General features: G+C 67.5%; 21 protein-coding genes. 14 read left to right on the forward strand and 7 right to left on the reverse strand.

The window, feature by feature from the left end; genetic code table 11:
* The first annotated feature begins 1 nt into the window (after position 1).
* From HNP47_RS00240 to pyk, 3 genes are all read left to right on the forward strand, one after another.
* Entirely contained in the window at positions 2–946 is a 945-nt protein-coding gene (locus HNP47_RS00240) for a DUF808 domain-containing protein (protein ID WP_184277398.1), read from the forward strand.
* Between the two features lie 72 nt (positions 947–1,018).
* On the forward strand, positions 1,019–2,719 hold the full coding sequence (locus HNP47_RS00245) for an alkaline phosphatase family protein (protein ID WP_184277400.1): 1,701 nt from the start codon (positions 1,019–1,021) through the stop codon (positions 2,717–2,719).
* Positions 2,720–2,855: 136 nt separating this feature from the next.
* The gene (gene pyk / locus HNP47_RS00250; protein ID WP_055753148.1) at positions 2,856–4,301 is read left to right on the forward strand and encodes a pyruvate kinase; all 1,446 of its coding nucleotides are present in this window, start codon (positions 2,856–2,858) and stop codon (positions 4,299–4,301) included.
* Here pyk and HNP47_RS00255 read toward each other — a convergent pair.
* The 4 genes from HNP47_RS00255 to HNP47_RS00270 form a co-directional block, all read right to left on the reverse strand.
* Positions 4,298–5,335, reverse strand: coding sequence for an oxidoreductase (locus HNP47_RS00255; RefSeq protein ID WP_184277402.1), 1,038 nt, complete (start codon positions 5,333–5,335; stop codon positions 4,298–4,300). The genes pyk and HNP47_RS00255 overlap by 4 nt on opposite strands.
* A 1-nt stretch (position 5,336) precedes the next feature.
* The gene (locus HNP47_RS00260) at positions 5,337–5,876 is read right to left on the reverse strand and encodes a hypothetical protein (RefSeq protein WP_260394558.1); all 540 of its coding nucleotides are present in this window, start codon (positions 5,874–5,876) and stop codon (positions 5,337–5,339) included.
* A gap of 116 nt (positions 5,877–5,992) precedes the next feature.
* Complete coding sequence (locus HNP47_RS00265) at positions 5,993–7,429, reverse strand: short-chain fatty acyl-CoA regulator family protein (protein ID WP_184277404.1); 1,437 nt, start codon at positions 7,427–7,429, stop codon at positions 5,993–5,995.
* Positions 7,422–7,562 (reverse strand): hypothetical protein, encoded by a 141-nt coding sequence (locus HNP47_RS00270; protein WP_156355832.1) that lies wholly within the window; start codon positions 7,560–7,562, stop codon positions 7,422–7,424. Before HNP47_RS00270 ends, HNP47_RS00265 begins: the two co-directional genes overlap by 8 nt.
* On the opposite strand from HNP47_RS00270, the gene HNP47_RS00275 reads away from it, so the two are divergent.
* The 9 genes from HNP47_RS00275 (at position 7,561) to tdh (ending at position 19,060) form a co-directional block, all read left to right on the forward strand.
* On the forward strand, positions 7,561–9,096 hold the full coding sequence (locus HNP47_RS00275) for an acyl-CoA carboxylase subunit beta (RefSeq protein WP_137722102.1): 1,536 nt from the start codon (positions 7,561–7,563) through the stop codon (positions 9,094–9,096). The genes HNP47_RS00270 and HNP47_RS00275 overlap by 2 nt on opposite strands.
* Before the next feature lie 238 nt (positions 9,097–9,334).
* Positions 9,335–9,748 (forward strand): hypothetical protein, encoded by a 414-nt coding sequence (locus HNP47_RS00280; protein WP_184277406.1) that lies wholly within the window; start codon positions 9,335–9,337, stop codon positions 9,746–9,748.
* A 17-nt stretch (positions 9,749–9,765) separates the two neighbouring features.
* Complete coding sequence (locus HNP47_RS00285) at positions 9,766–11,745, forward strand: acetyl/propionyl/methylcrotonyl-CoA carboxylase subunit alpha (RefSeq protein WP_184277408.1); 1,980 nt, start codon at positions 9,766–9,768, stop codon at positions 11,743–11,745.
* A complete protein-coding gene (locus HNP47_RS00290; RefSeq protein WP_184277410.1) occupies positions 11,745–13,127 on the forward strand; it encodes a methylmalonyl-CoA mutase family protein in 1,383 nt (460 codons plus the stop codon). The genes HNP47_RS00285 and HNP47_RS00290 overlap by 1 nt, the downstream gene beginning before the upstream one ends.
* Positions 13,124–15,283 carry a methylmalonyl-CoA mutase gene (gene scpA, locus HNP47_RS00295; RefSeq protein ID WP_184277412.1) on the forward strand — a complete coding sequence of 720 codons (2,160 nt, stop codon included), beginning with the start codon at positions 13,124–13,126 and terminating at the stop codon, positions 15,281–15,283. Before HNP47_RS00290 ends, scpA begins: the two co-directional genes overlap by 4 nt.
* Positions 15,280–15,702, forward strand: a complete 423-nt coding sequence (gene mce / locus HNP47_RS00300; RefSeq protein WP_184277414.1) for a methylmalonyl-CoA epimerase — start codon at positions 15,280–15,282, stop codon at positions 15,700–15,702. Before scpA ends, mce begins: the two co-directional genes overlap by 4 nt.
* Before the next feature lie 52 nt (positions 15,703–15,754).
* Positions 15,755–16,669 (forward strand): DUF4232 domain-containing protein, encoded by a 915-nt coding sequence (locus HNP47_RS00305; protein WP_184277416.1) that lies wholly within the window; start codon positions 15,755–15,757, stop codon positions 16,667–16,669.
* 42 nt (positions 16,670–16,711) lie between these two features.
* Positions 16,712–17,902, forward strand: coding sequence for a glycine C-acetyltransferase (locus tag HNP47_RS00310; protein ID WP_184277418.1), 1,191 nt, complete (start codon positions 16,712–16,714; stop codon positions 17,900–17,902).
* A 117-nt stretch (positions 17,903–18,019) separates the two neighbouring features.
* Positions 18,020–19,060 (forward strand): L-threonine 3-dehydrogenase, encoded by a 1,041-nt coding sequence (gene tdh / locus HNP47_RS00315; RefSeq protein WP_409360144.1) that lies wholly within the window; start codon positions 18,020–18,022, stop codon positions 19,058–19,060.
* 17 nt (positions 19,061–19,077) lie between these two features.
* On the opposite strand, the gene HNP47_RS00320 is transcribed toward tdh, so the two are convergent.
* Together HNP47_RS00320 and HNP47_RS00325 are read right to left on the reverse strand one after the other, a co-directional pair.
* Positions 19,078–20,100, reverse strand: coding sequence for a DNA topoisomerase IB (locus tag HNP47_RS00320; RefSeq protein ID WP_184277422.1), 1,023 nt, complete (start codon positions 20,098–20,100; stop codon positions 19,078–19,080).
* A complete protein-coding gene (locus HNP47_RS00325; protein ID WP_066550731.1) occupies positions 20,100–20,444 on the reverse strand; it encodes a hypothetical protein in 345 nt (114 codons plus the stop codon). The genes HNP47_RS00320 and HNP47_RS00325 overlap by 1 nt, the downstream gene beginning before the upstream one ends.
* Before the next feature lie 91 nt (positions 20,445–20,535).
* Between HNP47_RS00325 and rlmJ the strand changes: the two genes are divergently transcribed.
* Positions 20,536–21,351 (forward strand): 23S rRNA (adenine(2030)-N(6))-methyltransferase RlmJ, encoded by an 816-nt coding sequence (gene rlmJ / locus HNP47_RS00330; protein WP_184277424.1) that lies wholly within the window; start codon positions 20,536–20,538, stop codon positions 21,349–21,351.
* A 22-nt stretch (positions 21,352–21,373) separates the two neighbouring features.
* On the forward strand, positions 21,374–22,105 hold the full coding sequence (locus HNP47_RS00335) for a glutamine amidotransferase-related protein (protein WP_184277426.1): 732 nt from the start codon (positions 21,374–21,376) through the stop codon (positions 22,103–22,105).
* On the opposite strand, the gene HNP47_RS00340 is transcribed toward HNP47_RS00335, so the two are convergent.
* Complete coding sequence (locus HNP47_RS00340) at positions 22,102–23,160, reverse strand: YeiH family protein (protein WP_184279053.1); 1,059 nt, start codon at positions 23,158–23,160, stop codon at positions 22,102–22,104. The genes HNP47_RS00335 and HNP47_RS00340 overlap by 4 nt on opposite strands.

The raw sequence follows: 23,160 nt of genomic DNA on the forward strand, positions 1-23,160 counted from the left end.
TATGCCGTCTGGACTGATCGCGCTGCTGGACGACGTCGCCGGCATCGCAAAGCTGGCGGCCGCGTCGCTGGATGACGTGGGCGCGGCGGCCGGCAAGGCCTCGACCAAAGCCGCCGGCGTGGTGGTGGACGATGCGGCGGTGACGCCGCGCTATGTCATGGGCCTGTCGCCCAGCCGCGAGCTCCCGATCATCGGCAAGATCGCCCTGGGGTCGTTCCGCAACAAGCTGATCTTCATCCTGCCGGCGGCCCTGTTGCTGAGCGCCTTCGCGCCCTGGGCCATCACGCCGATCCTGATGTGCGGCGGGACATACCTGTGTTTCGAGGGGGCGGAGAAGCTGCTGGAGGCCCTGGGCCACGGCGGGCACGAGGACGCGGCGCCGATCATCGGCGATGCGGCGGCGCTGGAGAAGACCACGGTGGCGGGGGCGGTGCGGACAGACCTGATCCTGTCGGGCGAGATCATGGCCATCGCCCTGGCCGATGTGGCGTCGCAGCCCATCCTGACCCAGGCGGCCGTGCTGGCGGTGGTCGGGATCGCCATGACGGTGGTCGTTTATGGCGCGGTCGGTTTGATCGTGAAGATGGACGACATCGGCCTGCATCTGGCCCAGCGGCCGAACGGCGGCGTGCGCGCCCTGGGTCGTGGCCTGGTCAAGGGCATGCCGGTGGTGATGAGCGCCCTGTCCGTGATCGGCACGGCGGCCATGCTGTGGGTCGGCGGCGGCATTCTGCTGCACGGTTCCCATACGCTGGGGCTGCACTGGCCGGCCGAGCCGCTGGAGCATCTGGCGCAAGGCGTCGGCGCGGTGTTCGGACCCTTGGGCGGCGTCATGGGCTGGCTGACGACGGCGGTGGCCTCGGCCGTGATCGGGCTGATCGTCGGCGGGGTGGTGGTGCTGGTCCTGCATCAGGTCGCGCGCCTGCGCTCCAAGGAATCGCACTAGGAGCGAGCCAGGCTGTCACGCGGGCGCCATCCGCGACAGCTAGAGGCCGCACGGCTGTTGTTGGAGTTGTTCATGTCCCTGTCGCGTCACGCCGCCGCCGCGTGTCTGGGCGCCTTGTCGATCGCGGGCGCCGCCTGTGCGGGCGCGCCGGTCGCCCAGCCGGCGGTTCAGGGGGCCGCGCCTCAGGCATCGGCTGCGGCCCTGACGCCCAAACTGATCGTGACCATCGTAGTCGATCAGTTCAGCGCCAACCTCTTCAACCAGTATCGCAGCCGCTATACCAGCGGCCTGCGCCGGCTGGCCGACCAGGGACTGGTGTCGATCAACGGCTATCAGACCCACGGTCTGACCGAGACCTGCCCCGGCCACTCCACGGTTCTGACCGGCATGCATCCTGCTGAGACCGGCATCCCCGCCAACGACTGGATCGACGGCAAGACCGGCAAGGAGGTCTATTGCCTGGCCGCGCCGCAGAACCATCTGGCGCACGGGCGTGACGACACCGACAATGGGCCGGTGGGACCGGATCAGCTGCGCGCGACGACGCTGGGCGACTGGCTGAAGGCCATCAGTCCCGACAGCAAGGTCATGGCGGTGTCGGGCAAGGATCGCGGGGCGATCAATCTGGCCGGTCATCAGGGGCAGGCCTTTTGGTTCACTGACGGGTTTGGACTGACCACATATGTCGAGCCGGGTCAGACGGCCGAGGCGAAGCTGGTGCCGATCGCGGCGTTCAACCGCGATTTCAACGCCTGGACGGCGGCGACGCCGACAGCCTGGGACTATCAGAACGCGGACTGCCGGGCGCTGGTGGGGGAGTGGACCATTCGCGGCCAGACGTTCCATTCGGTGCTGCCGCCGGCGGGGCTGAAGTTCGACACCTCGCCGCTACTGGACGAGCAGACGCTGAAGGCGGCGGCATATCTGCTGGACAGCCAGAAGCTGGGGCAGGGCACGTCAACCGACATGCTGGGCGTCAGCCTGTCGGCCACCGACCGGATTGGCCATATGTACGGCACTCAAGGGCCGGAGATGTGCGAGCAAATGCACCGGCTGGATACGGCGCTGGGCGCATTCCTGGACAAGCTGGCCCAGATTCCGGGCGGCGCGCTGGTCGTGCTGACGGCCGACCACGGCGGTTCGGACTTCGTCGAGAGGCTGCATGAGCATGGCTATCCGCAGGCGCACCGCGCCGACACCGATGCGATCAAGGGCGTCAACGCCGCGCTGAAGGCGCGCTTCAATCTGGATGCCGATCCGCTGCAGTCCGGCGGAAGCGGCTGGATGGTCGCCGATGCGGATCACAGGTCGCTGCCCGATCCGTTGCGGACACAGGTGGCGGAGGCGGCGGTCGAGATGCTGCGCGCCCTGCCGGACGTGGCTTTCGCCGAGACGCGCGACCGGCTGCTGGCAGAGCCTCTGCCGGACAGCCGTCAGCCGGAGATGATGACGGTGCGCGAGCGGATGCGGTTGTCGACCGTCGCGGAGCGATCGCCCGATATCCAGTTCGCCTGGACCCAGAACACCACCTCGGGCGGCCGCGTCGGCTCGACCCTGGCCGGACACGGCACGCCGTGGGAATATGACCGGCGCGTGCCGATCATCTTCTGGTGGCCAGGCGCAAAAGCCGAGGAGCGGTTCCTGCCGATCCGGACCGTCGATATCGCCCCGACCCTCGCCCATGTGATCGGCGTCGCCGCGCCGCAGGTGGAGGGCCGGTGCATCGATCTGAACGGGTTTGCCGTGGCGGCTTGCGGGGCGGCGGCCAGATAAACTCCTGTTTCCGGCCGTCAACTCGTGTTTCCTGAGGGGAAGGCGGCCTTACGCAGCGCGGGTTTCGTTGGCAGAAGAGGGCGAAATCGCCCAGGCGGCCCCGTTTTGCCGTCCGAGAGAGCCAACAGGAAACGTCATGAACCGAGCCCGTCGCGCGCGCATCGTCGCCACCCTGGGACCCGCCAGCCGTGCGCCCAGCACCGTCAAGGCGCTGGCCCAGGCGGGGGTGGACGTCTTCCGCCTGAACTTCAGCCACGGTTCGCATGAGGATCACGCCGCCGCGTTGAAGGCGGTGCGCGGCGCCGAAATGGCCCTGCAGCGTCCGCTGGGCGTGTTGGCCGACCTTCAAGGGCCCAAGCTGCGTTTGGGCCGGTTTAAGGACGTCGAGATCTCGGTCAAGCCGGGCCACACCATGCGTTTCGATCTGGACCCGACGCCCGGCGACGAGACGCGGGTGCAGATGCCGCATCCCGAAATCTTCAAGGCGCTGCGCAAAGGCATGCTGTTGCTTCTGGACGACGGCCGGGTGCGGCTGCGTGTGGGCGAGCGAACTGACGAGTGGGCCGATGTGACGGTTGAGAGCGGCTCGAAGCTGTCGGACCGCAAGGGCGTGGCGGTGCCGGAGGCGGTGATCCCGGTCTCGGCCCTGACGCCGAAAGATCGTGAAGACTTGGCCTTCGCCCTGCGGATGGGCGTGGACTGGGTGGCGCTCAGCTTCGTGCAGAAGCCCGAGGACATGGCCGAGCTGAAGCGGATCGTGAATGGTCAGGCGGCCTGCCTCGCCAAGATCGAGAAGCCGGCGGCGCTGGCCGATCTGGAAGCCATCCTGGACTATTGCGACGGGGTGATGGTGGCGCGCGGCGATCTGGGCGTCGAGCTGGATCCCGAGGATGTGCCTGTGGCGCAAAAGCAGATCGTGCGCGCGGCCCGCAATCGCGGGGTGCCGGTGATCGTGGCGACCCAGATGCTGGAATCCATGACCAGCGCCCCGGCCCCGACCCGCGCCGAGGCGACTGATGTGGCCAATGCGGTCTATGAGGGTGCGGACGCCCTGATGCTGTCGGCCGAAACGGCGTCGGGCGACTATCCGCTGGAATCCGTGGGTATCATGAGCCGGATCATCGAGCGGGTCGAACGCGATCCGATGTGGCCCAGCCTGATGGGCGCCGAGCACGCCGGCATGGACGAGCATGATGTGGACGCCCTGGTCGGGGCGGCGCGCATGGCGGCGAATGCGCCCTCGACCGGCTGTCTGGTGGTGTTCACGACCTTGGGCGGCACGGCGCGGCGGATGGCGCGCGAACGGCCGCTGAAGCCGATCCTGGTGCTGACGCCTAATCCCAACACCGCGCGCCGGCTGGCCCTGGTCTGGGGGCTGGAGCCGCGTCTGGGCGAGCAGCCGGACTCGCTGGAGGCCGTGACGGACGACGCCGTCAACAGCGCGGTCAAATATGGTCTGGCCGAGCCGGGCCAGCGCATCCTGATCCTGGCGGGCACGCCGTTCGGGGCGCCGGGCGCGGCCAATCTGCTGCGACTGGCCCACGCGCCAGCGGCGACGTCGAAGGGCCGCAAGAAGAGCTAGAGAGCGATCTCGCGCCCCTCGGCCGCGCTGCGCAGTCCGGCGTCGATAATCCGCATGACGACCAGGGCCTGATCCGCCGTCACCGGCGGCGGGCCTTCCCCGCGAATGGCGTCGCGCATGGCGGCGTAGAAGGCGGGATAGTCGCCGCGCTCCGGCGTCGGAGTGGTGCGGACGGTCTCGCCCTCGATCTGTTTCGTCAGGACGCCGGGCGACGGGTCCAGGCCCCAGTCGGCGTCGCCGGGACGCAGTCCCGCCTTGGACTGGCCCTCCTGGGCGTCGAGGCCGTGCTTGATGAAGCTGCCGCCCGTGCCGTGGACGACGTAGCGCAGGCTGGATTCGGCCGCGAGGTGGCTCATGTTCAGGATGACCCGCAGCCGGTCGTAGCGCAGCAGGACGTGGGCGTAGTCGATGGCGGTCGCGCCCTGGCGCTGGGCCTGCAGATCGGCGTAGACGCCCAGCGGCGGGCCGAACAGCTGCACCGCCTGATCGATCAGGTGCGGCCCCAGATCGGCCCAGACGCCGCCGTCCCGCTTGTCCTTCCAGCGGTCGGTCACGGTCGGGCGGAAACGGTCGTAGTGGCTTTCGAACACGGCGATCTCGCCCAGCTCGCCCTCGGCGATCAGGCGGCGCAGGGTCAGGAAGTCGGCGTCCCAACGACGGTTCTGGAAGACGCTGAACACGCCGCGCGATGCGGCCGCGACGGCGGCGACCGCCTCGGCATCGGCGAGCGTCACCGCAAAGGGCTTGTCCACCACCACCGACTTGCCGGCCTTCAGCGCCGCGATCGACTGTTCGGCGTGCAGGGCGTCGGGGGTGGCGACGACGATCAGACGGATGTCGTCGCGGGCGAGCGCCGCGTTCAGGTCGGGCAGGACCTCGACATCGGGCAGGTCGGCGTGAACCGCGTCAGGGCGCGATGAGACCACCGCCGCCAGGCTCAAGCCCGGCGTGGCCTCGATCAACGGCGCGTGGAAGGTCTGGCCCGCCAGGCCGTAGCCGACGACGGCGACGCCGATGGGAGGATGTGAGGTCATGTCAATGCGGCCAGCGTTCCGTGAGGACCTCCGCCTTACCATCTCTGACGCGGACTTCCATGGCGGGCTCGGCCGGCTGGCCGACGGCGAACAGTTCGTAGATCACGCTGCCGTCCATCTGACGGCTTTCGATGATGCGTTCGGGGGCGAAGGCGCCGGTCGCGGCGCGGGCGGTGGCCTGGACGGCCTGGGGCATGTCGGCGAAGGCGACGTCGCGTTGGATTTCCACAACCTCGAACCGGTCGCCGGTCTGCTGGATGTCCAGTTCGACCTCGGACCCGTCCGGCCGGGCGCCTTCGACGTCGTAATAGACGCGGCCCTCGCGTTCCTTTCGTTCGACCTCGGCGACGGTCATGCCCGACACGGTCTGCTGGACAAGCGCCGTCAGGGCGGGGGGCAGGTCGGCAGGCGACACGTCGGAGATCTGGGTTTCAGGGCCGGGCGGCAGGGCCGTCGGCGCGGCGTCGGCCTTGTCTTCTTGCGGGGGTGAACAGGCGCCCAGCACGGCGGCTGCGGCGATGGCGAAAAGAGCGTGCTTCATCGGTCGTTCCTCCCGCGCCTTGCGCGCTTGTGCGATCAGGAAGAGGAGGCTGGTAACCGGTGTCAAGTCCTGCGCGTCCGTGGCGACGGCTTGTCGCGGCGCGAGGCCTGAGGGCTCTACGGTCGGTCGAAGCGCGGTCCATCCAGCACATAGGGCACCACGCCGCGCTCGTTCTCGGGCACGTGCAGGGCGCGATCCAAGGGCGGGAAGGCGCGCTGGGTGCAGTCGGTGCGCTCGCAGATGCGGCAGCTGACGCCGATCCGGGCGGCGGGGCCGTTCAGGTCCAGACCGGCGGCATAGACCAGGGACCCGGCGTGCTCGACCTCGCACCCCAGGGACAGGGCGTAGCGGCGGTCGTTGGCGAGGTAGGAGCCGCTGGGCTTGGACACGCTGCGGGCGATGGAGATGTAGCGCGAGCCGTCGGGCATTTCGGCCAGTTGCACCCCGATCCGGTCGGGCGTGGCGAAGGCTTCGTGCACGTTCCACAGGGGGCAGGCGCCGCCGAAGCGGGCGAACTGGAAGCGGGTGGCGCTGTGGCGTTTGGTGATGTTGCCGGCCATGTCGACTCGGGCGAAATAGAAGGGCACGCCGCGCCAGCCGGGCCGTTGCAGGGTCGAGAGCCGGTGGCAGACCTGTTCGAAACTGACCTGGAACCGGGTGCGCAGGCGGTCGATGTCGTGCTTCTCGGCCCGCGCCGCCTCCAGGAAGGCGCGGTAGGGCAACAGCAGCGCGCCCGCCGCATAGTTGGCCAGGCCGACACGGGCCACGTCGCGCGCGGCCTGGGTGCGGAAGGCCGCCTGGTCCAGCTCGGTCTCGATCAGGTCGCGGAAGGACAGCAGGGCCAACTGGTGCGCCAGCTGGAACGACCGGGTCGCCCCCGGCTGCCAGGCGTCCAGGCTCAGGATCCGGCTGGCGGGATCATAGCGGCGCAGGGCCTCTTGCCCCGCGACATAGACCGTCCGCACGCCGTGCCGGTCGGCCAGCAGGGTCTCCAGCGCCCGTTCGATCGGGCCGTCCTGCGGGATGTCGGCGGCCAGGGCCTCGGCCGCCGTGTCCAGACTGTCGACGTAGTTGTCGCGGTAATGGAAGAAGTCGCGGACCTCCTCATAGGGCAGCAGTGCGACGCGGGCGCCCAGCTCGTCGCGGCCCAGGGTGTCGTCCAGCGCCTTCACCCGCTCGTCCAGCTGGCGGAAGGCCTGGTGCAGGGCCAGGAACTGATGGGCCAGGCGCGGGGTGTTGGCGACAACCTGTTTCAGCTCGGCCGCCGTCGGGGGTTCGGCCCCGCCGCTGACCGGACCGGCGATGTCGGTGGTGGCCTCGCGCAGGTCGGCGATCAGGCGGGCGTCGCCCTCCAGATCGAACAGGCTGGCGTCGATATGGAAGGCGCGGGTCAGGGCGATCAGGACGCGCGCCGTCGCCGGCCGCTGATTGGTCTCGATCTGCGACAGATAGGAGGGCGACAGGCCCAGACGTTCGGCGCAGGCCTCCAGCGTCCAGCCGCGCGCCTCGCGCAGCTTGCGCAGTTTGGCGCCCAGGAAAAGCTTCTCAGCCATTCGCAAGTTTGCAGTTCATCGTCGCCGCCTTTGCAAGTCCGCGCAGTTCCGCACCTTTTGCAAAGTTGCGTTTGCCATTTTGCGATGAAGGCGCCACGCCTTGCCGTTCGAACAAGAGGCCGAAACCGATCATGACTCAAGCCATCCTTGAAGAACTGGAGCGCCGCCGCGCCGCCGCCAAACTGGGCGGTGGGGAAAAGCGTATCGCCGCCCAGCACGCCAAGGGCAAGCTGACGGCGCGCGAACGCATCGACGTGCTGTTGGACGAGGGCTCCTTCGAGGAGACCGACATGTTCGTGGAGCACCGCAGCCACGACTTCGGCATGCAGGACCAGCGCATCCCCGGCGACGGGGTGGTGACCGGGCGCGGCACCATCGGCGGACGGCTGGTCTATGTCTTCTCCAAGGACTTCACGGTCTTCGGCGGCAGCCTGTCGGGCGCCCATGCGGCCAAGATCGTCAAGTTGCAGAAGATGGCCCTGACGACCGGCGCGCCGATCATCGGCCTGTTCGACGCCGGCGGCGCGCGGATTCAGGAAGGCGTGGAAAGTCTGGCGGGTTACGCCGACATCTTCCTGCAGAATACGCTCGCCAGCGGCGTCATTCCCCAGATCAGCGTGATCATGGGGCCGTGCGCGGGCGGCGATGTCTATTCACCGGCCATCACCGACTTCATCTTCATGGTGAAGGACACGTCCTACATGTATGTGACCGGCCCCGATGTGGTGAAGACTGTCACCAACGAGGTGGTCAGCCACGAGGATCTGGGCGGCGCCCGCGTCCACGCCGGCAAGTCCGGCGTGGCGGACGGGGCGTTCGAGAACGATCTGGAGGCTTTATCGGAGGTGCGCCGCCTGATCGGCTTCCTGCCGCTGTCGAACCGCGAAAAGCCGCCGGTGCGCGAGAGCTATGATGAGCCCGAGCGGGACGAGCCGAGCCTGGACACCCTGATCCCGGCCAATCCGAACCAGCCCTATGACATGAAGGAGCTGATCCTGAAGGTGGTCGATGAGGCCGACTTCTTCGAGATCGGGGCCGACTTCGCCAGGAACATCATCTGCGGCTTCGGCCGGCTGGACGGCCAGACGGTCGGGATCGTCGCCAACCAGCCCCAGGTGCTGGCGGGCGTGCTGGACATCGATTCAAGCCGCAAGGCCGCGCGGTTCGTGCGCTTCTGCGACGCCTTCGACATTCCGCTGGTGACGCTGGTGGACGTGCCGGGCTTCATGCCGGGGACCAAGCAGGAGTACGGCGCCCTGATCAAACACGGGGCCAAGCTGCTGTTCGCCTATGCCGAGGCGACGGTGCCGAAACTGACCCTGATCACGCGCAAGGCCTATGGCGGCGCCTATGACGTGATGAGCTCCAAACACCTGCGCGGCGACGTCAACTACGCCTGGCCCACCGCCGAGATCGCGGTCATGGGCGCCAAGGGCGCGGTCGAGATCATCTTCCGCAAGGAGGCCGGCGATCCCGAGGCCCTGGCCGCGCGCGAGGCGGAGTACAAGGACCGGTTCGCCAATCCGTTCGTGGCGGCGGGCCTGGGCTATATCGACGACGTCATCATGCCGCACGGGACGCGGCGGCGGCTGGTGAAGGCCCTGCGGACGCTGAAGAACAAGGTCCAGGAGAACCCCTGGAAGAAGCACGACAATATTCCGCTGTGATGGGGACCGTCTCAAATACTGCGCTGTCCAAAGAGGAGTGGAAAACTCGATTGGCGCAGCGGCAGTCACCGAAATCCCTAACCAAGTTGGTGGGCGATCTCAGTGAGGCCATGGGCGATTACTTTGTAACCGACAATACTATGACGTGGGCACGAGAAGCTCATGTCTCCGCCCGGTTCGCCTCTGCTATCGGCGCTACCTCGTATGGATTGATGATCGTCCTGACCTGGGGGTCCAAATGTCGGACTCCGTGGATAGGTTTTACGAAGTCACGGAGGTGATCGAACCTGGACGACGTCGTAACGACGAATATCGGGAAGATCGCGTTCGCAAAAGCGCCGGTGAAGAAGTTCTGCGCACCTACCAACCTGACAACGTCTCATCGACGCGCTCTGCACTCCACCATGCTGCAGACAAGAAGGCCAAAAAGATTGGAAATTACGGAACCAACGGGTGCGGGCTAGTCATCTATCTAAATACCGATTTGATGGTTTTCGACGAGGTGGCGGACGAACTCGAAGCAAACCTTCTCGGTGATACCGAAGTTGCTGGCAGCGTCTTCAACGACGTTTGGGTTCTATGGTCCGACCGCCTTTATCATGTTTGGAGCGGCGGAAACGCTGTTCCGCTTTCGCCCAAACTGGGCGTTTGACGCCCGTAGGAAGCCCCATGTTCTCCAAAATTCTCATCGCCAACCGTGGCGAGATCGCGGTTCGGATCATCAAGACCTGCCGCCGCATGGGCATCAAAACCGTGCAGGTCTATTCGGAGGCTGACGCCGGGTCGTTGGCGGTCGAGATGGCCGACGAGGCGGTGCTGATCGGGCCGGCGCCGGCGGCGCAGTCCTATCTGCTGGCGGACAAGATCGTCGAGGCGGTGCGCCAGACGGGGGCGCAGGCCGTGCATCCGGGCTTTGGGTTCCTGAGCGAGAACGCCGGGTTTGCGCGGCGGCTGAGGGACGAGGGGATCGCCTTCATCGGGCCAAACCCCGAGGCCATCGAGGCCATGGGCGACAAGATCAGCTCCAAGAAGCTGGCGGCCGAGGCGGGGGTTTCGACCGTGCCGGGCCATATGGGGCTGATCGAGACGCCGGACGAGGCGGTGAAGATCGCCAACGAGATCGGCTATCCGATCATGATCAAAGCCTCGGCCGGCGGCGGCGGCAAGGGCATCCGCGTGGCCCACTCGGACGCCGACATGGCCGAGGGGTTCGCGGCGGTGAAGGCAGAGGCGCTGAACGCGTTCGGCGACGACCGGGTCTTCCTGGAGAAGTTCATCGTCGATCCGCGCCACATCGAGATTCAGGTGCTGGGCGACAAGCACGGCCATGTGGTCCATCTGTTCGAGCGCGAATGCTCGATCCAGCGCCGCAACCAGAAGGTCATAGAGGAGGCGCCGAGCCCCTTGCTGGACGAGGCCACCCGCGCCGCCATGGGGGCGCAGGCCGTCGCCCTGGCCCAGGCCGTCAACTATGACTCGGCCGGTACGGTCGAGTTCGTCGCGGGGCAAGACAAGAGCTTCTACTTCCTGGAGATGAACACCCGGCTGCAGGTCGAGCATCCGGTGACGGAGCTGATCACGGGCGTCGATCTGGTCGAGCAGATGATCCGTTCGGCCTGGGGCGAGGAACTGGCCTTCGAACAGAAGGACCTGAAGATCGACGGCTGGGCGATCGAGAGCCGGATCTACGCCGAGGATCCGTATCGGGGCTTCCTGCCGTCCATCGGCCGGCTGGTTCGCTATGAGCAGCCGGAGGAAGGCGATCAGAGGGACTATACGGTCAGGAACGATTCCGGCGTCCGCGAGGGCGACGAGATCAGCATGTTCTACGACCCCATGATCGCCAAACTGTGCGCCTGGGGCGAGACGCGCGAGGCGGCGGTCGAGGGCATGGCCCGCGCGCTGGAGGACACCCACCTGTCGGGCCTGGGGCATAATGTGCCCTTCCTGGCGGCGGTGATGGACCAGGACCGGTTCAAGTCGGGCAATCTGTCGACCAGCTATATCAAGGACGAATTCCCGGACGGCTTTAACGGCCTGCGCCCGACGGTGGAGCAGGAACACATCCTGATCGCCTCGGCCCTGGCCATGCACGAGGTCATCGCCGAACAGGACGGCGACCCGTCGGACCGCACCGACTGGATCGTGATGATCGACAAGACGCCGCACGGCGTCGGCCTGTCCTATGACGAGGACGAGGAGATGATCCTGACCCTGACGGGCGGGGGCGACATCCGACTGTCGGACATCGACTGGCGGCCCGGCCTGGCCCAGTTCAAGGCCGATCTGGATGGCGAGCCCTTCACCGCCGAGGTCAAGCGCGTCGCCGACGGCTTCGACATCCGCCACCGCGCGGCCAAAGCGCGGGTTCGGGTGCTGCGGCCCCATGTCGCCGAACTGTATGCGCGCCTGCCGGAGAAGGTTGCGGCGGACACCTCCAAGATGGTGCTGTCGCCGATGCCGGGTCTGGTGGTCTCGATCCCGGTGGTCGTGGGCCAGGAGGTCAAGACCGGCGAGACGGTGGCCATCATCGAGGCCATGAAGATGCAGAACATTCTGAAGGCCGAACGCGACGGGGTGGTGAAGGCCGTCGGTGCCAAGGACGGCGATCCCGTCGCGGCGGACGACGTGCTGGTGGAGTTCGGTTGATGACGGGCTTTCCCGCGCCCACGCCGCTGGAATGGCGCGAGGCGGCCCAGAAGGCGCTGAAGGATCGACCGATCGAGTCGCTGATGCATCTCGATGCCGATCAACTTGTGACGCGGCCGTTGTATGCGGGCGCGACGGGCGTGCAGCCGATCTTCGCCCCGCGTCCGTCCGACTCCGAAGGCCGGGCCTGGGATCTGCGGACGCTGGTGGAGGGCGACGATGCCGAAGCGGTCAACGCCGCCGTCCTGACCGATCTGGAGAACGGCGCGGCGTCGGTGGTGCTGAAGGGGCGGGTTCTGGCGGATTCCGCCCCGCTCAGCCGGGCGCTGGAAGGCGTGGCGCTGGAGCTGGCGCCGGTCGCGCTGGATGCAGGGATCGACGGGCCGGATGCGGCCAATGCGCTGGCGGTCGTCGCCAAGGGCTCGCCGCGCGCCCAACTGCGGTTTCATATGGACCCGGTGTCAGCCTTCGCCGAGGCGGGCGGCGCGCGGCGTTCGGTGGAAGAGCATCTGAGCCTGGCGGCCAATACGGCGGCGCGCCATGCGGGGGCCTATCCCGAAGCGACCTTTTTCATGGCCAGCGGCCGGGTCGCACACGAGGCGGGCGGTTCGGCGGCGCAGGAGCTGGCCTTTGCGGCGTCCAGCGTCGTGGCCCATGCGAAGGCGGCGGTGGAGGCCGGGATGTCGGTCGAGGCGGCTTTGCGCGGCACGGTCGTCGGTCTGTCGGTCGATGCGGAATATTTCGACAGCCTGGCCAAGGTTCGGGCCATGCGGCTGATCTGGGCCAGCCTGACGAAGGCGTCCGACGTGGATGTTCCGGCGGTTATCGAAGCGCGCTCGTCGCGGCGGATGCTGTCGGCGCGCGATCCCTGGCCCAATCTGCTGCGGCTGACGGCGGCCGGCTTCGCCGGCGCGGTCGGGGGGGCGGACGTGGTGGTGCTGGACGGCTTCACCCGCGCCTCCGGAACGTCGGACGCCTTCGCCCGGCGTCAGGCGAGGAACACCCAACTGGTGCTGATGGAAGAGGCCAATCTGGGCCGGGTCGACGATCCGGCCGCAGGCTCCTGGTATCTGGACGCCCGCACGCGCGATCTGGCCGAGGCCGGCTGGGCCGAGTTCCAGATGATCGAGGCCGAGGGTGGTTTGGTCGAGGCCCTGAAGGGCTCGGTCATCCAGCCGCGTATCGCCCGCGCCCGCGCGGTCCGCGAGGCCGCGCTGACGAACGGCGCGGCGCAGATCATCGGCGTGACCAAATATGTGGACGCGGACGTGCGGCCAGCGCCGGTCGAGGCGGGCGATGAGGCGGCCGTGGCGGTCGAACGAGCCTGCGAGCCACTAAGGCCGATCCGGTTTGCCGCAGCCTTCGAGGAGGCGGCTCAATGAATTTCCCCGACTTCAGCAAGATCGCCCTGAACCTCGATGCGACGGGGCAGGGGCCGACGCGCGATCCTTGGCTGACGCCCGAGGGGCTGACGGTCAAGACCGCCTATGGTTCCGACAGCACGGACGCGCTGGATCATCCGCATGGCCTGCCGGGGTTCGCGCCGTTCGTGCGCGGTCCGTATCCGACCATGTATGCGGGCAATCCGTGGACCATCCGGCAATACGCCGGCTTCTCGACCGCCGAGGAGTCCAACGCCTTCTACCGCCGCAATCTGGCGGCCGGTCAAAAGGGGCTGAGCATCGCCTTCGACCTGGCGACGCACCGGGGCTATGACAGCGACCACCCGCGGGTGAAGGGCGACGTCGGCATGGCGGGCGTGGCCATCGACAGCATCTATGACATGCGGACCCTGTTCGACGGGATCCCGCTGGACCAGATGTCGGTCTCGATGACGATGAACGGGGCGGTGCTGCCGATCCTGGCCCTCTATGTCGTCGCGGCGGAAGAACAGGGCGTGCCGCACGCCAAGCTGACCGGGACCATTCAGAACGACATTCTGAAGGAGTTCATGGTCCGCAACACCTACATCTATCCGCCCGAGCCCTCGATGCGGATCATCGCGGACATCTTCGCCTGGACGGCGCAGGAGACGCCGAAGTTCAACTCGATCTCGATCAGCGGCTATCACATGCAGGAGGCGGGAGCCTCGGCGGATATCGAGCTGGCCTATACGCTGGCGGACGGGATCGAATATCTGCGGGCGGGCGTCGCGGCGGGCATGCCGATCGACCGGTTCGCGCCGCGCCTGAGCTTCTTCTGGGCCATCGGCATGAACTACTTCATGGAGGTGGCCAAGATGCGGGCCGGCCGCCTGCTGTGGGCCGAGGCGGTGCGCAAGGAAGGCGGGGTCGATCCCAAGTCGCTGTCCTTACGCGCCCACTGCCAGACATCGGGCTGGTCGCTGGCGGCGCAGGACGTGTTCAACAATGTGCCGCGCACCATGGTCGAGGCCATGGCGGCGGCGGGCGGCCAGACGCAGAGCCTGCACACCAACGCCTTGGACGAGGCCCTTGCGCTTCCAACCGATTTCTCGGCCCGGATCGCGCGCAACACCCAGATCCTGCTGCAGCAGGAGACGGGGCTGACGCGGGTCATCGACCCCTGGGGCGGCAGTTTCTATGTCGAACGGCTGACCCACGAACTGGCCGAACGGGCGCGCGCCCATATGGCCGAGGTCGAGGCCCTGGGCGGCATGGCCAAGGCGATCGAAGCCGGCATCCCCAAGCTGCGGATCGAAGAGTCCGCCGCCAAGACCCAGGCCCGGATCGACACTGGCCAGCAAACGGTGGTCGGGGTGAACAAATATCTGAACCCTGTCGTCGACGACATTCCGATGCTGAAAGTCGACAATGCGGCGGTGCTGGCGGCCCAGATTGACAAATTGAAGCGCCTGCGCGCCGAGCGAGATCAGGCGGCGACCGATGCGGCGCTGAACGCCCTGACCGAGGGCGCGCGCGGGAATGCCAACCTGCTGGAACTGGCGGTTCAGGCGGCCCGCGCCAAGGCGACGGTGGGCGAAATCTCCGACGCGCTGGAGGCCGCCTTCGGCCGCCACGTGGCGACGGTCCAGACCGTGTCGGGCGTATACGCCAAGGAGGCGGGGACCGACGCCCGCTTCGCCCGCGCCCGCGAGATGGTTGCGACCTTCGTCGAAAACGACGGCGGCCCACCGCGCATTCTGATCGCGAAGCTGGGCCAGGACGGGCACGACCGGGGCCAGAAGGTCGTCGCGACCGGATACGGCGATCTGGGCTTCGACGTCACAGCCGGCAGCCTGTTCCAGACGCCGTCCGAGGCCGCTCAGGAAGCGGTCGAGAAGGGCGTTCACGCGGTCGGCGCATCATCGCTGGCGGCAGGGCACCTGACCCTGGTGCCGGAGCTGAAGGCCGAGTTGGAGAAACTGGGCCGGCCCGACATCATGATCGTGGTCGGGGGGGTGATCCCGCCGTCCGACGTCCAACCCCTGCTGGATATGGGCGCGGCCGCCGTCTATCCGCCCGGTTCGGCCATCGCTGATACGGCGGTCGACCTGATCGAGAAGCTCAACCAGCGTCTGGGTTACGCCCAGCCCGCTCCTGACAAGGACAAGTCATGATCGGCGCCCTGAACCACGTCGGCGTCGCCACGCCGTCCATCGCCGACTCGATCAAACTGTATCGCGACATCCTGGGCGCGACGAAGATCGGCGAGCCGTTCGACCTGCCGGCGCAGGGGGTGAAGGTGTGTTTTGTGGATACGCCGACGGCTCAGATCGAGCTGATCGAACCCTATGACGAGACCAGCCCCATCGTCGGCTTCCTGGCCAAGAATCCAAAGGGTGGACAGCATCACGTCTGTTTCGAGGTCGCCGACATTCACGCCGCCGTCGCCGAGATGCGCGCCAAGGGGGTGACGATCCTGGGGACTGGCGAGCCGCGTATCGGGGCGCATGGGACGCCGGTCGTCTTTCTGCATCCGCGCGACATGGGCGGCGTGTTGATCGAGCTGATGGAGACGCCAAAAGCGGGGCATTAAGCGGAGCCTTTGGTCAGGTTGGGCCGTTGAAGCCGAAACCAGAGGACATGACATGATGTCGCACCGCCTGACCGCATTTGTCGCCATCGCGGCTCTGACCGCCGCCGCAGCCTGCTCTCGCACCGAGCCGGAACAGCCCGCCGCGCCGGTCGAGCCGGCGGCCGCCCCTGCATCAGATGCGCCCTCGGTCGGCTATGCCTGCGAAAGCGGTGCGACGCTTCAGGTCCAGTATGTCGACAGCGACAATGCCAAGCTGACCCATCAGAATCAAACCTATGCGATGCGTTCGGTGCAGGCCGCCAGCGGCGCGCGCTATGTCGGCGGCGGCGTGGAATGGTGGACGGCGACCCGCGATGGGCAGGAGAGCGGCACGCTGAGCCGACTGGGTCCGGACGGCACAACCGGTGTCGCGGTGCTGGAGCGTTGCTCGCGGCCGATCCCCGGGGCTGACGTGACGCCTGGACCGTTGCCGACGCCAAGTCAGACGCCGACCGAGGCGGCCGGCGGGGTCTTGCCCGCTGCGCTGCCCTGCAAGGGGCCGCAACTGACGCTGGCGGCGGGCGATGGCGATGCGGGCGCGGGAAATCGGGTCAGCAACTTCAGTCTGCAGAATATCGGAACCCAGGCCTGCAGCCTGACCGGCTATCCGACAGTGACCTTGCAGGACGCGCGGGGACGCACCCTGTCGTCCATTCGCGCCGAACAGAGCCCTGGAAGTTATTTCCGCCAAGGCCAGGCTCCGACGCCGGTCCAACTGGCGCCCCGGGCCAAGGCCTATTTCGAAATGGCCTGGAGCGTCGTGCCCAATGAAGCCATGCAAAAGACGTGTCCCGACGCGGCGACGATAAAGGTCACGGCGCCCAGCGATACGGCCGCCGTCAGCCTACCGTTCTCGTTCAGCCCCTGCGGCGGTCGCATCCGCGTCAGTCCGATCCGGGCCGAGGCCAACCCGGCGCCGGCGACCTGAGGCGGGTGGAAACTGATTGAAAATCGGCGTAGGTCGCGGCCCATGACCCAGAGCTTCTACGACCGCGTCGCCGGCGAACTGTCCGAGATCGACGCCCAGGGCCTCACCAAGCCCGAACGCATCATCGCCTCGCGCCAAGGGCCTGTGATCCAGGTCGCCGGACGCGACGTGCTGAACTTCTGCGCCAACAACTACCTCGGTCTGGCCGGCGACGAACGCGTCACCCAGGCCGGGATCGCGGCGCAGCAGAAGTGGGGCGCGGGCACCGCCTCGGTCCGCTTCATCTGCGGCACCCTGGAGATCCACAAGGAGCTTGAGGCCGCCATCGCAGGCTATCTCGGCTTCGAGGACGCCATCCTGTTCGCCGCCGCCTTCGACGCCAACGGCGGCCTGTTCGAACCCCTGCTGGGCGAGAACGACGCCATCGTCTCCGACAGCCTTAACCATGCGTCAATCATTGACGGCGTGCGGCTGTGCAAGGCCAAACGCTATCGGTTCGCCAACTCCGACATGGACGAGTTGGAAAGCCGGCTGAAGGAAGCCCGAGCCGCCGGCGCCCGCGACATCATCATCGCCACCGACGGCGCCTTCTCGATGGACGGCTATATCGCCAAACTGGATCAGATCCGAGCGCTGGCCGACAAATACGACGCCCTGATCATGGTGGACGACTGCCACGCGACGGGCTTCCTGGGTCCGCAGGGCAAGGGCTCCTTCGCCCACCACGGGGTCGAAGTCGATTTCGTCACCGGCACCTTCGGCAAGGCCCTGGGCGGCGCCATGGGCGGCTTCATCTGCGCGAAGAAGTCTGTGGTCGAACTGCTGAAACAGCGGGCGCGGCCCTATCTGTTCTCCAACGCCCTGGCGCCGGCGGTCTGTGGATCCAGCCTGGAAGCCATCCGCATCGCGCAAGGTGCCGAGGGCGATGCGTTGCGCACCCGCCTGTCGGCCAACGCCCATCGCTATCGCGGGGCCATGTCGGACGCAGGCTTCACCCTGCTGGACGGCGAGCATCCGATCATCCCGGTCATGCTGGGCGACGCCAAGCTGGCGCAGGATTTCGCGGCGCGGGCGCTGGAGCTGGGCGTCTATGTGATCGGGTTCAGCTTCCCGGTGGTTCCGCGCGGCCAGGCTCGCATCCGCACACAGATGTCGGCGGCGCATAGCTTCGATCAGATCGACCGGACGGTTGAAGTGTTCACCCAGGCGGGACGGGAACTGGGCGTCATTTAGCCCTTCTCGCGCGCCATCAACGAAGACCAGGCGGCGAGTAGGCGTGGGGCCTCAGCCGCGGGTTTCGGGATGAACCCGGAGCCGTGATTTCAGGGAGTTGAGACTATGACCGACACGATGAAGGCCCTGGCCAAAACCGCGCCCGGCGTCGGCCTGGAACTGATCGACGCGCCGATCCCCGAGGCGGGACCGGAGGATGTGCTGATCCGTGTGCATCGCACGGCGGTCTGCGGCACCGACATCCACATCTGGAACTGGGACGAGTGGTCCCAGAAGAACGTGCCGACGCCGATGATCACCGGCCACGAATTCGCCGGCGAGATCGTCGCCATCGGCAAGGATGTCGACCGCCCGCTGAAGATCGGTCAACGCGTCTCGGCCGAGGGCCACGTCATCGACCTGAACTCCGAAGCGGCCCGCGCCGGACATTTCCACCTGGACCCCAAGACGCGCGGCATTGGCGTGAACCGCCAGGGCGCCTTCGCCGAGTTCGTCGTGGCGCCGGCCTTCAACGTGATCGAACTGCCGGATGACGTCCCCTATGAGATCGGCTCGATCCTGGATCCGTTCGGGAATGCGGTTCACACGGCGCAGCAGTTCGACCTGCTGGGCGAGGATGTGCTGGTCACCGGCGCAGGACCCATCGGCATGATGGCCGCGGCCGTGGCGCGTCACGCGGGCGCGCGAACTGTGGTCCTGACCGACATCAACGACTTCCGGTTGGAGCTGGCGCAGAAGGTGGCGCCGGGCGTGCGAACCTTGAACACGACCAAGGAAGACATTCACGACGTCATGAAGGAGTTAGGCCTGAAGGTCGGCTTCGACGTCGCGCTGGAGATGTCGGGTTCGCCCATCGCCTTCAAACAGTGCGTCGACACCCTGATCATGGGCGGCGGCATGGCGCTGCTGGGCATTCCCGGCAAGCCGATGGAGACGGACTGGGGCGCGATCATTCTGAAGGCCCTGACCATCAAGGGCGTCTATGGCCGCGAGATGTTCACCACCTGGCGCAAGATGCTGGGCCTGCTGAAAGCCGGCCTGGACCTCAGCCCGCTGATCACTCACCGCCTCGGCTACGCCGACTACCGCGAAGGCTTCGAAGCCATGAAGTCGGGCCAGTCAGGCAAGGTCGTGCTGGACTGGGACAAGGTCGCCTAAGAGACGAGGACCGCTGATCAGACAGCCAGCAGCTGTTTGATCAGCGCCTTTTCGAACCCTTTGGTCTCCGACCCCGGCAAGGCCTTGCCGATTTCGCCGCTTTCGAACAGGGCGAAGACCTTGGGGTGGACATAAGACGCGCGGCAGACGGTGGGGGTGTTGCCCAAGAGGCCTGAGACCGCCTTGACGCAGACGGTGATCTTTCGCTTGGCGTCGGTGGGCGAGGTCGGGGCCTCGGTGTCGCGCAGCGCCCGCGCCGCCGACACTGTGCCGGCCCAGGTGCGGAAGTCCTTGGCCGAGAACTGCTCGCCCATCGCCTCTCGGATGTAGGCGTTCACGTCGTCGGAATCGACCGGGCACAGCGTCCCGTCGGCCGCGCGGTATTTGAACAGTTGCTGGCCGGGCAGGCCTTCCAGCTGCCGCACGACCTTGGCCAGGCGCCGGTCTTTGACGCTGACGCTGTGGTCCTTGCCGCTCTTGCCGCGAAACTCGAACGTCAGGGCCGCGCCGTCCACATCGATGTGGCGCTTGTGCAGGGTCGTCAGGCCGTAGCTGCGGTTCTGTTTGGCGTAGATGGAGTTGCCGACCCGGATCAGGGTGATCTCCAGCAGGCGCACGGCGGTGGCCAGCACCTTGTCGCGACAGACGCCGCGAAGAGTCAGGTCGTGTTCGACCTTCTCGCGCAGTTTCGGCAGGTTGCGCGAGAAGGCCGGCAGCTTGTCGAACTTGTTCTCGGAGCGGGCCGTGCTCCAGTCGTTGTGATAGCGATATTGTTTGCGGCCCTTCACGTCCCGGCCGGTGGCCTGGATATGGCCGTTGGCCTTGGGACAGATCCAGACGTCGGTCCAGGCGGGCGGAATGGCCAGGGCGCGGATGCGGGCCAGGGTCTTGGCGTCCGTCACGGTCTTGCCCTTGGCGTCGCGATACGACCAGCCCTTGCCGGCGCGGCGGCGCGTCAGGCCCGCGAACTCGTCGCTGCAATAGCTGAGGCCTTCGGGGACTTCGGCGGCGATGTCGAAGGCGTGCGATCCGTCGGCCATCAGCCGTTCGCCTTTTCAAGGCGGTCATGCAGCCGTTTGATCCAGCGCTCGGCCGGATCGCCGCCCCACAGCAGCCAGGCGATATAGCCGGCCGAAGGATCGGTGCGGCTGCCCCAACCCTTGCCGTCCTTGTCGACGGTGTGGCGGGCGAAATAGCTGTAGATGTCCTTGATGTCCTTGTCCGAGACGGGCTTCTGATCCGCCAACTGGTGGGCGCGGCGTACGCCGACCTCGGTGCCGCCCCGGTCGTGCTTGTCGCGCAGGTCGAGACCCCGCTTGGCCTGGGTCGCGACGCCCTTGGGCGGCTTGCGTTGCGCGTCGGTGAGGGTGGTTTTGGCGGCCATCGCATCTTTCCGTACAAGGACTTAGGCCGAACGCCGTGTCTGGCGCGCGAGTTCCGCTTGACCGCGCGGGCCGGGCGCGGGACGAGGCGGCATGAACTATCGCCACAGCTTTCACGCCGGAAACTTCGCCGACCTGGTCAAGCACGCCCTGGTGCTGTGGCTGGTGAAGGCGCGGCAGGCGTCGGGGCCGCTGACGGTGTTCGACACCCATGCGGGGGCGGGGCTGTATGATCTGACGGGGGATGGCGCGCGGTCGAAGGAGGCCGAGGCCGGCGTGGCGCGGCTGATGTCCGCCGACGGGCGGACGCCGCTGATGGATGCGTTGGCGGCCGAGGTCGCGGCGCTGAATCCTGAGGGCGGGTCGCGGTTCTATCCGGGGTCGCCGTTGCTGATCGCGGACGCGCTGACGCCTGGCGGTCGGTATGTCGGGTTCGAGCTGAACCCGCCGGTGCGGGCCATGCTGGCCGAGGCGCTGACGGGGCGCGCGAACGCCGAGGCGCGCGAGGGCGACGGCTATGCGGCGGTGGCGGCGGAGGCGGCGAAGGTAAGCGGGCCGCTGGTGCTGATCGACCCGCCTTTCGAAAAGCCCGACGACTATATCCGCTCGGCCGAGACCGCGATTTCGGTGGTGAAGCGCGATCCGACGGCGACGGTGGCCATCTGGACGCCGCTGAAGGATCTGGAGACCTTCGACGGCTTCATCCGGCGGCTGCAGGGCAAGGCGGGGCCGACCCTGGTCGCCGAGGCGCGGCTGAGGCCGCTGACCAATCCGATGAAGATGAACGGCTGCGCCATGGTGGTGGTCAATCCGCCGGCGGGCGCGGAAGCGGCCGCGACCGAGATCTGCGGCTGGATCGCGGGGGCGCTCGGCGAAGCGGGCGGACGGGCCGAGGTCTGGACCTTCTGACCGCAGTCACTAGGTTGATCGCATGACGCGCATCGCCATTCTGGAAACCGGACACCCGCCGGAGCATCTGAAGGACGATTTCGACGACTATCCAGCGCGGTTTCGGGCCCTGCTGGGCGAGGGCGTGCCGACGACGCGGTTCGACGTGCAGTCGGGGCAACTGCCCGAGGATCCGTCGGTCTTCCAGGGGGCCATCGTCACGGGGTCGGCGGCGGGGGTCTATGACGACCTGCCGTGGATCCCGCAGCTGATCGATTGGCTGAGGGCGGCGCGAGGGCGGACGCGGCTGGTCGGCATTTGTTTTGGGCATCAGGCGCTGGCCCATGCGTTCGGCGGGGTGGTCGAGAAATCGCCCAAGGGCTGGGGCGTGGGGCTGCACCGCTATGACGTGCGCGAGGATGCGCCGTGGATGCATCCGCGTGCGCGGACGATCGCCATTCCCGTGTCGCACCAGGATCAGGTCGTCGCGGTTTCGGATGATGCGCGGGTGATCGCGTCCAGCGGCTTCACGCCCTACGCCGGCCTGGCCTGGGGCGACGATGCGATCTCGTTTCAGTGCCACCCGGAGTTTCAGCCTGACTATGCGGCGGCCCTGATCGAGGGACGGCGCGGGGCGCGCATCCCGCATGATGTGGCGGATCAGGCGATCGACAGTCTGAAGCGGCCCAACGACCGGGCCGTGCTGACCGCCTGGATCCGCGCCTTCCTGCTGCTTACCCCGCCGCCGGTCGAGGATGACGGCAGCGGGATCTAGAGACCCAGCAGCCGTATCAGCGCCAGCGCCAGCACGACCAGGGCGCCTAGCGAGAGGATGACGGCGGCGACGACGCGGCCGCCGGCGCGGGCGACAGCGCGAATGTCGGTCTGCAGGCCCAGAGCGGCCATTGCGACGATGGTCAGCAGGCCTGAGGCGGCGGCCATGGGGGCGAGGGCGATCTGCGGGATCAGATCAAACGAGCGCAGGGCGATCATTACGAGGAAGCCGACGATGAACCACGGCAGCAGGCGGTGCAGGCCAGGCTTGGCCGCCGTCGGCGCGCGGTCGCGGAAGATCAGCGAAAGCGCGAGGATGACCGGCCCCAGCATCAGCACCCGCACCAGCTTGACCACCGTGCCGGTCTGGGTGGCGACTGCGCCGAACGGTGCGGCGGCGGCCAGGACCTGCGGCACGGCATAGACGGTCAGGCCGGCCAGGGCGCCGTATTGCAGACCGTTCAAATGGATCAGCCCGCCCAGCAAGGGCAGCGCCAGGACAACGATCACGCCCAGCACGGCGGTGAAGGCGATGGAGGCGGCGACCTCTTCTCCATCCGCGTCAATAACGGGCGCAACGGCGGCGATGGCGGAGTTGCCGCAAATGGCGTTCCCGCAGGCGACCAACAGGGCCATGCGCGGGTTCAGGCCCAAGGCGCGACCGACGCCGAAACCGACGATGATGGCGAGCGCGACCAGGGCGAAGATGCCCAGGACGAAGCCGGCCCCCAACGACGACAGGGTGGCGGCGCTGACCGAGGCGCCGAGCAACACCACCGCGACCTCAAGCAGCATCTTGGCCGAGAAGTCGATCCCGGCCTTGAACCGCGCATCGGGCGTCCAGGCGGTGCGAACGGCGGCGCCCAGCAGGATGGCTAGCACCAGCGGCTCCAGCCAGACATGGCCGATCACGTCGCGCTCGATGCTGGTCAGACCGATGGCGGCCAGAGTCACCAGCAGGCACAGCATGACGCCCGGCCGGATCGTGCGCCCGAACGCCGTCACCGACGCCAAAGTGGGCGCGTGGAAGGGGGCGGGCAGGGCGGCGGACTTCAT

Origin of the sequence: Brevundimonas vesicularis (assembly GCF_014204545.1) — a bacterium.
GTDB classification, from domain to species: Bacteria; Pseudomonadota; Alphaproteobacteria; order Caulobacterales; family Caulobacteraceae; genus Brevundimonas; species Brevundimonas vesicularis_B.

Coding starts and splice junctions, on each gene's coding strand:
- HNP47_RS00275 (WP_137722102.1), top strand. CDS start 7,561: ATGACTCAAGCCATCCTTGAAGAACTGGAGCGCCGCCGCGCCGCCGCC.
- HNP47_RS00310 (WP_184277418.1), top strand. CDS start 16,712: ATGACCCAGAGCTTCTACGACCGCGTCGCCGGCGAACTGTCCGAGATC.
- scpA (WP_184277412.1), top strand. CDS start 13,124: ATGAATTTCCCCGACTTCAGCAAGATCGCCCTGAACCTCGATGCGACG.
- HNP47_RS00325 (WP_066550731.1), bottom strand. CDS start 20,444: ATGGCCGCCAAAACCACCCTCACCGACGCGCAACGCAAGCCGCCCAAG.
- pyk (WP_055753148.1), top strand. CDS start 2,856: ATGAACCGAGCCCGTCGCGCGCGCATCGTCGCCACCCTGGGACCCGCC.
- HNP47_RS00290 (WP_184277410.1), top strand. CDS start 11,745: ATGACGGGCTTTCCCGCGCCCACGCCGCTGGAATGGCGCGAGGCGGCC.
- HNP47_RS00305 (WP_184277416.1), top strand. CDS start 15,755: ATGATGTCGCACCGCCTGACCGCATTTGTCGCCATCGCGGCTCTGACC.
- HNP47_RS00240 (WP_184277398.1), top strand. CDS start 2: ATGCCGTCTGGACTGATCGCGCTGCTGGACGACGTCGCCGGCATCGCA.
- HNP47_RS00270 (WP_156355832.1), bottom strand. CDS start 7,562: ATGATCGGTTTCGGCCTCTTGTTCGAACGGCAAGGCGTGGCGCCTTCA.
- tdh (WP_409360144.1), top strand. CDS start 18,020: ATGAAGGCCCTGGCCAAAACCGCGCCCGGCGTCGGCCTGGAACTGATC.
- HNP47_RS00255 (WP_184277402.1), bottom strand. CDS start 5,335: ATGACCTCACATCCTCCCATCGGCGTCGCCGTCGTCGGCTACGGCCTG.
- HNP47_RS00285 (WP_184277408.1), top strand. CDS start 9,766: ATGTTCTCCAAAATTCTCATCGCCAACCGTGGCGAGATCGCGGTTCGG.
- HNP47_RS00245 (WP_184277400.1), top strand. CDS start 1,019: ATGTCCCTGTCGCGTCACGCCGCCGCCGCGTGTCTGGGCGCCTTGTCG.
- HNP47_RS00320 (WP_184277422.1), bottom strand. CDS start 20,100: ATGGCCGACGGATCGCACGCCTTCGACATCGCCGCCGAAGTCCCCGAA.
- HNP47_RS00340 (WP_184279053.1), bottom strand. CDS start 23,160: ATGAAGTCCGCCGCCCTGCCCGCCCCCTTCCACGCGCCCACTTTGGCG.
- HNP47_RS00265 (WP_184277404.1), bottom strand. CDS start 7,429: ATGGCTGAGAAGCTTTTCCTGGGCGCCAAACTGCGCAAGCTGCGCGAG.
- HNP47_RS00260 (WP_260394558.1), bottom strand. CDS start 5,876: ATGAAGCACGCTCTTTTCGCCATCGCCGCAGCCGCCGTGCTGGGCGCC.
- HNP47_RS00335 (WP_184277426.1), top strand. CDS start 21,374: ATGACGCGCATCGCCATTCTGGAAACCGGACACCCGCCGGAGCATCTG.
- rlmJ (WP_184277424.1), top strand. CDS start 20,536: ATGAACTATCGCCACAGCTTTCACGCCGGAAACTTCGCCGACCTGGTC.
- HNP47_RS00280 (WP_184277406.1), top strand. CDS start 9,335: ATGTCGGACTCCGTGGATAGGTTTTACGAAGTCACGGAGGTGATCGAA.
- mce (WP_184277414.1), top strand. CDS start 15,280: ATGATCGGCGCCCTGAACCACGTCGGCGTCGCCACGCCGTCCATCGCC.